Origin of the sequence: Streptomyces tatrensis, assembly GCF_049310065.1 — a bacterium.
In the GTDB taxonomy this organism is placed as follows: Bacteria; Actinomycetota; Actinomycetes; order Streptomycetales; family Streptomycetaceae; genus Streptomyces.
The window spans coordinates 5,323,526-5,336,769 of the sequence record NZ_JBMDLB010000011.1 but is presented as its reverse complement, the minus strand read 5'-3'; the positions used below and the strand labels follow the sequence as shown (position 1 = coordinate 5,336,769).

7 protein-coding genes and 1 tRNA gene are annotated in these 13,244 nt (G+C 73.6%); 1 reads left to right on the top strand and 7 read right to left on the bottom strand.

Features of this window, described 5'->3' with window-relative positions:
• Window positions 1–11: 11 nt before the first annotated feature.
• Complete coding sequence (locus ACODT5_RS40285; RefSeq protein ID WP_422523947.1) at window positions 12–698, top strand: restriction endonuclease; 687 nt, start codon at window positions 12–14, stop codon at window positions 696–698.
• 198 nt (window positions 699–896) lie between these two features.
• On the opposite strand, the gene ACODT5_RS40280 is transcribed toward ACODT5_RS40285, so the two are convergent.
• The 7 genes from ACODT5_RS40280 to ACODT5_RS40250 all read right to left on the bottom strand — a co-directional run bounded on the left by ACODT5_RS40280 (window position 897) and on the right by ACODT5_RS40250 (window position 13,041).
• A tRNA-Thr gene (locus ACODT5_RS40280) sits at window positions 897–970 on the bottom strand.
• Between the two features lie 117 nt (window positions 971–1,087).
• Entirely contained in the window at window positions 1,088–2,668 is a 1,581-nt protein-coding gene (locus ACODT5_RS40275; protein WP_422523946.1) for an alpha/beta fold hydrolase, read from the bottom strand.
• A 182-nt stretch (window positions 2,669–2,850) separates the two neighbouring features.
• Window positions 2,851–4,062, bottom strand: coding sequence for a DNA polymerase III subunit delta' (locus tag ACODT5_RS40270; RefSeq protein WP_422523945.1), 1,212 nt, complete (start codon window positions 4,060–4,062; stop codon window positions 2,851–2,853).
• 120 nt (window positions 4,063–4,182) lie between these two features.
• On the bottom strand, window positions 4,183–7,464 hold the full coding sequence (tmk, locus tag ACODT5_RS40265; protein WP_422523944.1) for a dTMP kinase: 3,282 nt from the start codon (window positions 7,462–7,464) through the stop codon (window positions 4,183–4,185).
• 289 nt (window positions 7,465–7,753) lie between these two features.
• Window positions 7,754–10,573, bottom strand: coding sequence for a type I DNA topoisomerase (topA, locus tag ACODT5_RS40260; protein WP_422523943.1), 2,820 nt, complete (start codon window positions 10,571–10,573; stop codon window positions 7,754–7,756).
• A 473-nt stretch (window positions 10,574–11,046) separates the two neighbouring features.
• Entirely contained in the window at window positions 11,047–11,244 is a 198-nt protein-coding gene (locus ACODT5_RS40255) for a hypothetical protein (RefSeq protein WP_385367422.1), read from the bottom strand.
• A 225-nt stretch (window positions 11,245–11,469) separates the two neighbouring features.
• A complete protein-coding gene (locus ACODT5_RS40250; RefSeq protein ID WP_422523942.1) occupies window positions 11,470–13,041 on the bottom strand; it encodes a DUF7059 domain-containing protein in 1,572 nt (523 codons plus the stop codon).
• Window positions 13,042–13,244: the final 203 nt, after the last annotated feature.

Here is a 13,244-nt window from a genome sequence, read left to right as displayed (position 1 = left end):
GCGGTCACCACATGACTCACCAGTTGCCGCCGCACGCGCCTGCCCCACGAGGGATTTCCGATTGGCAGGCCGCAGAGACCAATGCCCTCGCCTGGCTCCGCTGGTTGGGACACAGCGGAGCGGCATCCACCTCCGGCGGCGCCGACGGCGGCCTTGACGTACTGGGCGACGGCTCCTTCGCCCAGGTCAAGTTCTACGGCAAAGCCATCAGCGTCCAACCGTTGCGGGAACTGTACGGCGCCAGGGCCGGGCGCCGAGGCCGGCTGTATTTCTTCATCAACTCCGGCTACAGCCAACCGGCCCTGGACTACGCCGAGCAGGTAGGTGTCGCGGCCTTCACCTACGCAGTCGACACCGGGCGGCTAACCCCCGTCAGTTCCACCGCACACACGGTCTACGAGGAGGCAGCGCGCCGCGCCGCCCCCACCTCCCCCGCCACTCCTCCCGCAATGCCTCCCGCCCCTTCGGCGCGCCTGCTCCCGCCCTCCGCACCGGCACAGTCACGACGGTCCATCCCGCTGGCCCCACGCCCCATCGCGCCCGCCACCCCCACCCCGGCCCCACGGCGCACCATCCCCTTGCCGAAGTCCGGCACTCCCCCACACTCCCCCGAACAGGCTCAGTTCCGAGCGCAAGAGGCCATCCCCGGGAAACTTCCTGCTCAGCAGACGCGAAAGAGCATCCGGCTACGGCCGTAGTCCGTGATCGATGAGCACCGGGCTCCCGTGAGCGCCACGAGAGATCACCCAGCCGATGCCGGTCCGTCCCGCCGGCCGACCGCTCGACCCACGGGCCGACCGGGAGGACGAGGCGGTACCCGCGCGCGACGGCGGCGCAAGGTCCGGGAAATAGCAAAACCCCCAGGTCACGGCGAGTGAGTCCTGAGGGTTCTACAGAGCCGCCTTCGGGATTCGAACCCGAGACCTACGCATTACGAGTGCGTTGCTCTGGCCAGCTGAGCTAAGGCGGCACCGCTGGGAAGACAAGAATTTCCCTGGTGGGAGGCCCTCATCAGCAGCGGCGCCAAGTCTACAGGGTTAAACGGGGTGCCTCGGACCGGGGCCTCGGGCGGCCCCGGCGGCCGGGGTCAGCACTTCTTTCCGTCCTTCGGAGCCGTGCCTTCCAGGAGGTACTGGTTGATCGCCGAGTCGATGCAGTCGCTGCCCCGGCCGTACGCCGTGTGGCCGTCGCCGTCGTAGGTCAGCAGGACGCCCGAGTCGAGCTGGCTCGCCAGGGCCTCGGCCCACTTGTACGGGGTCGCGGGGTCGCGGGTGGTGCCGACCACCACGATCGGCGGGGCGCCCTTCGCGTGCAGGGCCCCGGCCGTGCCGGTGGCCTTCGCCGGCCAGTACGCGCAGTTCAGCGAGGCCCAGGCCAGGCCCGCGCCGAAGACCGGGGAGGCCTTCTCGAAGGACGGCAGCGCCTTCTCGACCGCCTCCGGCCCGGCGAAGGCCGGGGGCTGGTCGAGGCAGTTGACGGCCGCGTTCGCCGACATGAGGTTGGCGTACTTGCCGTCCTGCTCGCGCTCGTAGTAGCTGTCGGCGAGGGCCAGCAGCCCGTTGCCGTCGTCGCCGTTGATCGCGGCCCCGAGCGCCTCGCGCAGCTGCGGCCAGGCGTTCTCGTCGTACAGGGCGGCGATCACCCCGGTCGTCGCCAGCGACTCGCCGAGCGCGGTGCGCGACCGGTCGGTCGTGGGGACCGGCTGGGCGTCGACCTTGCGGAAGAACTCCTTCAGGCGTTCCGCGATCTGCTCCGGGCTGCCCTGGCCGAGCGGGCAGTCGGTCTGCTTCGCGCAGTCCGCGGCGAAGGCGCGGAAGGCGGTCTCGAAGCCCTCCGTCTGATCCCGGTTCAGTTCGATCGCGGGCCGGGAGGGGTCCATCGCCCCGTCCAGGACCAGCCGGCCGGTCCTGGACGGGAAGAGCTCGGCGTACGTCGCCCCGAGGAAGGTGCCGTACGAGGCTCCGACGTACGTCAGCTTCTCGTCGCCCAGCGCCGCACGCAGCACGTCCATGTCGCGGGCCGCGTCGATCGTGGACACGTGCGGCAGGACCCGCTGCGAGTGCGTCTGGCAGGCGGCCGCGAACTCCTTGAAGGCGGCCACCAGCAGGGCCTGCTCCGCCGGCGTGTCCGGCGTCTGGTCCACCTGGGTGTACTTGTCCATGGCCGGGCCGTTCAGGCATTCCACGGGGCTGCTGCGGTCCACGCCGCGCGGGTCGAAGGAGACCATGTCGTACGCGGCACGCACCGGGGCCGGGTATCCGATGCCCGCGTACGCCTGGAGGTACCCGATGCCGGAGCCGCCGGGGCCGCCCGGGTTCACCACCAGCGAGCCGAGCCGCTTGGCGGGGTCGGTGGCCTTGCGGCGGGCCACCGCGATGTCGATATCCCCGGCGGCCCCGGCCTCGGGCTTCTCGTAGTCCAGCGGGACCTTCAGGGTGGTGCAGTCGAAGCCGGGCACACCGCACTCGCGCCAGCTCAGCTTCTGGTCGTAGTACGGGCGCAGCGCGGCCGGCACGGCGGTCGGCGCGGCCGACGGCGTCTCGGAGGCCCCGCCGGACGACGCGGCGGCGCGGGGTGTCCCCGAACCGCCCGAGGTGCACCCGGAGAGCAGTAGCCCCGCGGCGGCGATCACGGTCCCGGTGGTGCGCAGCAGGCGACTGGTGTCCATTCCCGGAGCCTACGGCCTGCGGGCCTGCCCGGGGCGGTGGCACCCGCGCCGGGCGGCGGGCGCCCGCCCGGGCGCGGGGCGCCGCCCCGCACGGACCGGCGGCGTCTGCGGCCCGCCACGCGGACCCCTCGAACGGGTGAGGCGGTCAACCGGAGTCGCAGGCCCGGGGAGGGCCGCGCGCGTCAGCCCGCGCGCAGCGACATCGTCATCGCCTCGACCGCGAGCAGCGGGGCGACGTTGCGGTCGAGCGCCCGCCGGCACGCGATGATCGCCTCAATGCGCCGCAGCGTGCGCTCGGGTCCCGACTCCCGGGCGATCCGGTCCAGGTCTTGGCGTATCTCCTCGTTCGCGATGGCCAGCGAGGAGCCGAGCTGGAGGGCCAGCACGTCCCGGTAGAAGCCGGTGAGGTCGGTCAGAGCCAGGTCGAGGCTGTCGCGCTGCGTGCGCGTACGCCGGCGCTTCTGCCGGTCCTCCAGCTCCTTCATCACGCCCGCCGTACCGCGCGGCATCCGCCCGCCCGTACCCGCTCCGGCGCCGAGCGCGGCCCGCAGCTCCTCGGTCTCCTTGGTGTCGACCTCTTCCGCCACCTGCTTGGCGTCCTCGGCGGCGGCGTCCACCAGCTCCTGCGCCGCCTTCAGGCAGTCGCCCACGTCGCTCACGCGCATCGGCAGCCTCAGCACGGTGGCGCGCCGTGAGCGGGCCGCCCCGTCGGTGGCGAGCCGGCGGGCCCGGCCGATGTGCCCCTGGGTCGCGCGGGCGGCGGCCTGCGCGACGTCCGGCTCGATGCCGTCGCGCCGCACGAGCACCTCCGCGACGGCGGACACCGGCGGGGTGCGCAGCGACAGGTGGCGGCAGCGGGAGCGGATGGTGGGCAGCACGTCCTCCAGGGAGGGGGCGCACAGCAGCCACACGGTCCGCGGAGCGGGCTCCTCCACGGCCTTGAGCAGTACGTTGCCCGCGCCCTCCGTCAGCCGGTCGGCGTCCTCCAGGACGATGACCTGCCAGCGTCCGACGGCCGGGGAGAGCTGCGCCCGGCGCACCAGCGCCCTGGTGTCCTTCACGCCGATGGACAGCTGATCGGTACGGACGATCTCCACGTCGGCGTGCGTACCGATCACGGTGGTGTGGCAGCCGTCGCAGAACCCGCAGCCCGGCTCACCGCCGAGGGCGCGGTCCGGGCTGGTGCACTGGAGCGCGGCCGCGAAGGCGCGGGCGGCGGTGGCCCGCCCGGAGCCGGGCGGGCCCGTGAACAGCCAGGCGTGCGTCATCTTGGAGGCGGCCGGCGGCGGGGTGCCCGCCTCGATGGCGGTGACCAGGCCGTCGGCGTCGACCGCGGCGGCGGCCAGCTGCGTCTGGACCCGCTCCTGTCCCACCAGGTCGTCCCATACGGGCATCCCGCCCACCACCTTTCGCCTCGCGTACCGTCCGTGCCGTCTGCTCACCCAGTGTGGCGGGTCCCACTGACAATCCCCGTCAGCCGGTCCCCACGACGGCCACCACCGTCACCGTCGCCGTCAGCGGCGGCGCGGCCCCCGGCCCTGCTCGTCCTCGTCGTCCCGGCGCGGTCCCAGCAGCTCGTCGGCCAGGGTCGGCAGATCGTCCAGCGGGGTCTCCTCCGCCCAGTCCGAGCGGGGCCGGCGCGGCCGTCCGTCCTCGGCGAGGAGCGGCAGTTCACGGGTCGCGTCGTTGCCCGAGTCGCGGAAGATGCCCGGCGGAACCCGGTCGGCCGGGTTCTCCTCGGGCCGCTGCGCCGTCGGACGCGACGCGGAGTACGAGGCCCTGGGCGCGGCCGGCCGCGTCGCCGCAGCCTCACCGGAGCCCGAGCCGGCCGCCGTGCCGGAGCCCGACCCCGAGCCTGCGGGGCGTACGGGCGGCAGGACCGCCGTCTCGTCCGCCGGACCCGTCGCGCGGACGGGCGGCAGCACCGCCGTCTCGTCGGCGGGACCCGCCGCCGGAGCGGCCTTCGGGACCGGGACCGTCTGGGTGACGTCGTCCGGCCGCGTGACCCGCTTGACGATCGGAGTCTCGATCGTGACGGCCTCGTCGTGGTGCGGATCCTTGCGCAGGTCCGCCTTGGGAGCGGGAGCCGCAGGTGCCGCCGGGGCCGCAGGAGCAGCCGGCGCCACGGGTGCGGCCGCCGCCACGGACTCCGAAGCGGCCGCGACCGAGGCAGCGGCCGCAGCAGCCGCAGCGGACTTCGCCGCCGCCTCCGCCGCCGAGGCCTCGGCCAGCCGTCGTGCCTCCTCGGCCTTCAGCAGGGCCTCCTCGGCCCGCCGCTGCTTCTCCAGCCGGCGCTCCTCGGCCTCGGCGTGCAGCCGGGCCTCCTCCTCCGCCTGCTTGCGCAGTCGCTCGGCCTCCACCGCGCGGGCCTTCGCCTCGGCTTCCAGCCGCAGCCGCTCGGCCTCGGCCCGCTCGCGGGCCTCCTCCTCGGCGCGCAGTCGCTCCTCGCGCTCCTTGCGGGCGGCCTCGGCCTCGGCCGCGAGCCGGGCCTCCTCCGCCTCGCGGGCCCTGCGGGCCTCTTCCTCGGCGGCCAGCCGGGCTTCCTCGACCTTGCGCGCCGCCTCTTCCTCGGCCTTGCGCTTGGCCTCCTCGAGGGCGAGCCGGCGGGCCTCCGCCTGCGCGGCCACCTCGGCCTCCGACAGCGGGAGCATCCGGTCCAGGCGGTGGCGCACGACGGTGCTGACCGACTCCGGGTCCTGGCCCGCGTCGACCACCAGGTAGCGCCCGGGGTCGGCCGCGGCCAGGGTCAGGAATCCGGACCGCACCCGCTGGTGGAACTCCGCGGGCTCCGATTCCAGCCGGTCCGGCGCCTCCGTGAACCGCTCCCGGGCCGTCTCCGGCGACACGTCGAGCAGCACGGTCAGGTTCGGTACGAGGCCGCTCGTGGCCCAGCGTGAGATGCGGGCGATCTCGGTCGGGGACAGGTCCCGGCCGGCGCCCTGGTAGGCCACCGAGGAGTCGATGTAGCGGTCGGTGATGACCACCGCGCCGCGCTCCAGGGCGGGCCGTACGACGGTGTCCACGTGCTCGGCCCGGTCGGCCGCGTACAGCAGGGCCTCGGCGCGGTTCGACAGACCGGCGGAAGAGACGTCGAGCAGGATCGAGCGCAGCCGCTTGCCGACCGGGGTGGCCCCGGGCTCGCGCGTGACGACGACCTCGTGGCCCTTGGCCCGTATCCAGTCGGCCATCGCCTCCACCTGGGTGGACTTGCCGGCGCCGTCGCCGCCCTCCAGGGCGATGAAGAACCCGGCGTCGGACGCGGCCTGCACCGGCTCCCCGCCGCGCAGCGCCTCGCGCAGGTCGCGGCGCAGCGGTACGCCGCTGCGGTCGTCGGCCTTGGCCAGGACGATGGCGGCGACCGGCAGCAGCAGGGCGCCGACCAGCATCAGCGTGAAGGCCGCGCCGCCGTGCGCGAAGACGACCTCGCCGGCCACCACCCGGTGCGGTCCGATCAGGGCGGCCAGCAGCGGGGCGGCCACGGCGCCGACGGCCACGGAGACCCGGACGGCGGCCTGCAGGTGCTCGGTGACCCGGGCCCTGCGGAACTCCTCGGTCTCCTGGTCGAGCAGCGTGTGCCCGGTGTTCGCGGCGACGCCCGCGGCGCCGCCGGCGAGCAGCGCGAGGAACACCACCGTCGAGGTGTCCGGAACCAGCCCGGTCAGCAGCAGCGCCAGCCCGGCCACGCCGACGGACAGCGCCAGCAGGCGCCGCCGGGACAGGGCGGGGAGGACCTTGCCGGCCTGGGTGGCGCGGATGCCCAGCGCGGTGCCGCCGAGCAGGGCCAGTACGAACAGCGAGAACGCGGCCGCTCCGCCCCCCAGGTCGGTGGCGTGCAGCACGGCCACGGCGGCGGCGGAGGCAACGGCTCCGGCGACGGCGGAGCAGACGAGGACGAGCAGCGGGATGGCCCCCGTACGCCCCTTCTCCGGCCGGTCCCCCGTCTTGGGGGCGCGCAGGCCCTCCAGCGGGGAGCGCGGACGCGGGGTCTTCGTGCCGGGCAGCATCAGCGGGAGCAGCAGCGACACGGACGCCGCGAAGAGACCGGAGGCCACGTACGAGCCGAGGGCCGCCTGGTTCTCGGCGAACCAGCCGATGCCGAGGCCGAGGGCCTTGCCGATCAGGGTCGCGGCAAGCAGCGCGGCCGCGGCGATCGGCAGGGCCGCGAAGGCGGTGCGCAGGTTCAGCCGGCGCAGTGCGTCGAGGTGGTCGGGCAGCGGCCGTACGGTCGCCCCCTCGGGCGGCGGCGTCGGCAGCAGGCCGGGCGCGGCGCTGTCCTTGGCCAGCCCCCACAGCCGCTCGGCGGCGCCGGAGACGAAGACGGTGGCGAGCAGGGCGGTCAGCGCGTGCGGGCCGATCCAGTCGAGCCACAGCGGGGCCACCACGAAGAGGCCGAGCCGCAGCCCGTCGGCGCCGATCATCGTCCAGCGGCGGTCCAGCTTGCCGCCGGGGGCGGTGAGCTTGGCCAGGGGGCCGAGGAGGACCGCGCCGAACAGGACGGTGGACACCACGCGGACGCCGAAGACGGCTGCGACGGCGAGGGCCCAGCCGGTGTAGCCACCGCCGAAGGGCTCCTGCTCCACGGCCGTCTGGAAGACCAGCAGCACCAGGACCAGCAGGGCGAGGGCATCGCCGATGCCGCTCACCAACTGCGCGCTCCACAGCCTGCGCAGCCCGGGGGTGCGCAGCAGGGCGCGCACCGCCCGCTCGCGGGAGTCCGCGGCGAGGGCTTCGTCGTAGGTGGGGGCGGTGTCGGTGGTGGTGGCGGTCACGACCGTTGGCTGCTCGGCTCGCGTCATCCGCCCAGCCTATCCGCTGCGCTGGGCGGGTGCGGAGGGCTGTGGACAAGGTCCGGTGTGACCCCCGACCCACCCGTCCGGGGGTCCGCTCCCGGGCCCGTGACGCCGCTGCGCGGGGCTTCTCCCCGCCCCACCCTTCCACCGTTCCCCGGGCTGCGCCCGGACCGCTGATCCCGGGCTGCGCCCGAGCCCCTGGGGCTCTGCCCCAGACCCCGGTCCTCAAACGCCGGACGGCTGAAAAACAGGGCCCGTGCGCATCGCACGGGCCCTGTCGGTGACTATTCGGTGACTACTCGTCCGCCGCAGTGGCCGCCGTCTTCTTCGCGACGGTCTTCTTCGCCGTGGTCGCCTTCTTGGCGGTCGTCGTCTTCTTGGCCGCCGTCGTCTTCTTCGCGGCAGCGGTCTTCGTCGCCGTCGCCTTCTTCGCCGGGGCCTTCTTCGCGGGCGCCTTCTTGGCCGTCTTCTTGACCGGTCCCTTGGCGCGCTTCTCCGCGAGGAGCTCGTAGCCGCGCTCCGGCGTGATCGTCTCGACGTCGTCGTCCCGGCGCAGGGTCGCGTTCGTCTCGCCGTCCGTCACGTACGGACCGAACCGGCCGTCCTTGACGACCACGGGCTTCTCGCTCACCGGGTCGGTGCCCAGCTCCTTCAGCGGCGGCTTCGCGGCCGCGCGCCCCCGCTGCTTCGGCTGCGCGTAGATCGCGAGCGCCTGCTCCAGGGTGATGGCGAAGAGCTGGTCCTCGGTCTCCAGCGACCGCGAGTCCGTGCCCTTCTTCAGGTACGGGCCGTAGCGGCCGTTCTGCGCGGTGATCTCCGCACCCTCCGCGTCCACGCCCACGACGCGGGGAAGGGACATCAGGCGCAGGGCGTCCTCGAGCGTGACCGTGTCCAGGCTCATCGACTGGAACAGCGAGGCCGTCCGCGGCTTCACCGCGTTCTTGCCCGTCTTCGGCGTGCCCTCGGGCAGGATCTCCGTCACGTACGGCCCGTAGCGACCGTCCTTCGCGACGATTTCGTTCCCGCTGATCGGGTCCTTGCCCAGCTCGAACTCGCCGCTCGGCTTCGCGAAGAGCTCCTCCGCGTACTCGACCGTGAGCTCGTCGGGGGCCATCTCCTCCGGGACGTCCGCCCGCTGGTGGCCCTCGGAGTCCTTCTCACCGCGCTCCACGTACGGCCCGTAGCGGCCGACGCGCAGCACGATGCCCTCGCCGACGGGGAAGGAGGAGATCTCCCGGGCGTCGATCGCGCCCAGATCGGTCACGAGCTCCTTCAGACCGCCGAGCGCGTCACCGTCGGCCGGCACGACCTCGGTCGCGTCCTCCGCACCGAAGTAGAAGCGCTTGAGCCACGGCACGGACTGGGCCTCGCCCCGCGCGATGCGGTCGAGGTCGTCCTCCATCTTGGCGGTGAAGTCGTAGTCGACGAGCCGCCCGAAGTGCGTCTCCAGCAGGTTGACCACGGCGAACGACAGGAAGGACGGCACGAGCGCCGTGCCCTTCTTGAAGACGTACCCGCGGTCCAGGATCGTGCCGATGATCGACGCGTACGTCGACGGGCGGCCGATCTCCCGCTCTTCCAGCTCCTTGACCAGCGAGGCCTCGGTGAAGCGGGCCGGCGGCTTGGTCGAGTGGCCGTCGACCGTGATCTCCTCGGCCGACAGCGCGTCGCCCTCGGCGACCTGCGGGAGGCGCTTCTCACGGTCGTCGAGCTCGGCGTTCGGGTCGTCCGCGCCCTCCACGTAGGCCTTCATGAAGCCGTGGAAGGTGATCGTCTTGCCGGACGCCGAGAACTCGGCGTCGCGGCCGTCGGCCGACCGGCCGCCGATCTTGACGGTCACCGAGTTGCCGACCGCGTCCTTCATCTGGGAGGCGACGGTGCGCTTCCAGATGAGCTCGTACAGGCGGAACTGGTCGCCGGTCAGACCGGTCTCGGCCGGGGTGCGGAAACGATCACCCGAAGGACGGATCGCCTCGTGCGCCTCCTGCGCGTTCTTGACCTTGCCCGCGTAGACGCGGGGCTTCTCCGGCAGGTACTCGGCGCCGTAGAGCTGCGTGACCTGCGCACGGGCCGCCGACACCGCGGTGTCGGACAGCGTCGTGGAGTCGGTACGCATGTAGGTGATGAAGCCGTTCTCGTACAGCTTCTGCGCCACCTGCATCGTCGCCTTCGCACCGAAGCCGAGCTTGCGCGAGGCCTCCTGCTGGAGCGTCGTCGTGCGGAACGGGGCGTACGGGGAGCGGCGGTACGGCTTGGACTCGACCGACCTGACGGCGAACGAGGTCTCGGCCAGCGCGGCGGCCAGCGCCCGCGCGTTCGTCTCGTCGAGGTGCAGCACCTCGCTCTTGAGCTGCCCGGTCGAGCCGAAGTCGCGGCCCTGCGCCACGCGCTTGCCGTCCACCGTGTTCAGGCGGGCGACCAGCGTGGAGGGGTCGGAGGCGTCACCGACGCGGCCGGTGGCGAAGGTGCCGGTCAGGTCCCAGTACTCGGCCGAGCGGAAGGCGATGCGCTCGCGCTCCTTCTCGACCACCATGCGGGTGGCCACCGACTGGACGCGGCCCGCCGACAGCTTCGGCATGACCTTCTTCCACAGGACCGGCGAGACCTCGTAGCCGTAGAGGCGGTCGAGGATGCGGCGGGTCTCCTGTGCGTCGACCATGCGCTGGTTGAGCTCGCGCGGGTTGGCGACGGCGTCGCGGATCGCGTCTTTGGTGATCTCGTGGAAGACCATCCGGTGGACGGGGACCTTGGGCTTGAGGACTTCCTGCAGGTGCCACGCGATGGCTTCGCCCTCGCGGTCCTCATCGGTGGCGAGGAAGAGTTCGTCGGACTCGGCCAGCAGCTCCTTGAGCTTCCTGACCTGGGCCTTCTTATCGGCGTTGACGACGTAGATCGGCGCGAAGTCGTGCTCGACGTCCACACCGAGGCGACGGACCTCGCCCGTGTACTTGTCGGGAACCTCGGCCGCGCCGCTGGGGAGGTCGCGGATGTGCCCGACGCTCGCCTCGACGACGTATCCGGGGCCGAGGTAGCCCTTGATCGTCTTCGCCTTGGCAGGGGACTCGACGATGACGAGTCGGCGGCCGCCCTTTGCGGTCTCGCTAGTCGGGGACAACTTGGCTCTTCTCTCCGGTCGGCACTCGGTCGCAGTACGGCGACGCTGCGGAGTGTGACGGTACAACCCGCCCCCGTGTCAAACGGCAGAAGCCCGCAACGGCCACTCGAACGGTAACCCGACAAGTGCCATTTCTGCCGCCCGGATGCCGCGGCAGGCCCTCCGCACTCACCGGGCAGAGTGGCCGAAGGGCCGTCTGGCCCCGCCCCGGGACCCCACTTCACGTCGCTCTTTACGATCCTGCGCACATTCCGGACGAGCGGAGGAAACTCGGCGCGTCGCCGGGCCTGAGCGACATCCGGCCGATTCCCCGGCCCCGATCCCCGAGCCCCACCCCGCCGGACCGATCCACCCCTGACCACCAGGGCCGACACCGCCCCCGGGACCCGAATGCCGCACGGCCCGAATGCCGGGCGCCCGGGATGCCGCGGAGCCCCCGGTCCCGTGACCTTCGCCTCAGCGGGCCCCCGCGCTCACAGCCGTCCGAGGCACCAGACCCCGAGGGCCAGCGACACCCCGCCGGCGAACAGCGCCAGCGGTACGGCCACGACGGGGCGCACGCCCTCGGCCACCGGCGCGCCGCGTAGGGCGCGCGCCCCCGTCCAGGCCAGCAGAGCGGCCCCGAACAGCAGGAACACGGCCGCTGCGAAGATCGCCGGACCGTGCTCCATGCCGTTCACCTCATCCCCCGGGCCGCTCCCGGGATCCCCCCGGATCCCGCTGAGCGCAGGATTTCAGCCGGGGGGATACGACAGGCGAACCCTGGGTTACATCCCGGCGCCGACTGCCCGGGACCTGCCCGGGGGCCTGCCCGGGACCTGCCCGGGGCCTGCCCTGGGCCTGCCCTGGGCCTGCCCGCGACTCCGGGGCGGGCCGACGCACAGCGGCCGCCGGCCCTACTCCCCCGGGGCGCCCGCTCCGGCTTCCGCTCCCTCTTGCGCCCCGGTCAGCGGCTCCAGGAACCCCTGCTCCACCAGCATCCGGATCGCCTCGGGCGTCCGGTCCCGCAGAACCACCGGGTCCTCCTCCACCAACTGGGCGATGGCGTCCAGAATCCGCCCCGCGCTCAGTGATCCGTCACACACCCCGGCGAAGCCGGCGCCGACCGTGTCGACCTTGGTGGCGCGCCGCATGCCCCGGTTCTGCCGGAGCACGACGTGCTCCGGATCCTCCGCGCCGGGCGCGCCGACCTGCTCCTGCACGACCTCCGCGGTCAGCCGGAAGTAGCCCGCGAGCAGGGCCGCGTCATCGTGGTCGCGCAGGTAGTCCTGGCGCGCGAAGTGCTCGAGCACGGCCTCCCCGAGCGGCTGTTCCACCGAGTGCGGCCACTCCTCGACCACAATCGACGGCTCGGCCGCGTCGCTGCGCCGCAGCGTGATCCAGCCGAAGCCGACCGCCTTGGTCTTGCGGGCTTCGAACTCGTCCAGCCAGTCCTCGTACCGCTGTTCGTACTCGGCGGGGTCGGTGCGGTGATCACCCGCGTCGCGCAGCCACAGCTCCGCGTACTGCGTCACGTCCTGCACGTCGCGCTGCACGATCCAGGCGTCGCAGCCGCGCGGCACCCAGGCCCGTACCCGGTCGTGCCAGTCCTCGCCGTCCACGTGCTGCCAGTTGCCCAGGAACTGCGCGAATCCGCCCGGGTTGAGCCGGGCTCCGGCCTCCTGGACCAGGGTCCGGCACAGGTCGTCGCCGCCCATCCCGCCGTCCCGGTACGTCAGTCGGGCCCCGGGGGAGATCACGAAGGGCGGATTCGACACGATCAGGTCGTACGTGGCCCCGCCGACCGGCTCGAACAGCGACCCGGCGAGCAGTTCCGCCTCGGGGGCCCCCGACAGCGCCAGCGTCAGCCGGGTGAACTCCAGGGCCCGCGGGTTGACATCGGTCGCCGTGACCCGGGTCGCGTGCTGGGCCGCGTGCAGCGCCTGGATCCCGGATCCGGTGCCGACGTCGAGGGCCGAGCCGACCGGCGTGCGGACGGTGATCCCGGCCAGCGTCGTGGAGGCGCCGCCGACGCCGAGGACCACGCCCTCCTCGCGGCTGCCGATGCCGCCGGCCCCGCCGACGGCGCAGCCGAGGTCGGAGACGATGAACCAGTCCTCGCCGTCCGGACCCCCGTACGGCCGCACGTCCACGGTGGCGTGCACTTCATCGCCCTCCCGCCGCAGCCAGCCGTCGGCCAGCGCCGCGTCGGCGGGCAGGGCGGCCGCGGCGTGCACGTACGGCACCGGCTGCCGCAGCAGGAAGAGCCGGGTCAGGCTCGCGAGCGGCCCGTCACCGTGGCTCCGCGTGGCGCGCAGGGCGGGGACCGTCTCGCTGCGGGCCAGCGCGGCGTACGCCGGGGCACCGAGCAGGTCGAGCAGTCCGTCGGCGGTGAAGCCGGCGGCGAGCAACGCGGCGCGCAGCTCGGCCGCGCGGGCCGACGAGGGGAGGCGGGCGGGCAGACCGGGAGGAAGGCTGGTGGTACTCACCCGCCCATTGTGGCCGCTGCCGCCGTCATTGCCCGCGCCACACGGCCTTCGGCGTGGGAGCCCGTCGCTCCCGCGAGCTCCCGCCCGGGGGCCGAACCCCGGCACGGGCCCCGACCGGGCGCAGCACCGTACGACGGGATCGGTCCGCGGCTTCGTCCCCGAAGCCGTCCGCGGCCTCGTCCGCGGCTTCGTCCCCGGACCTG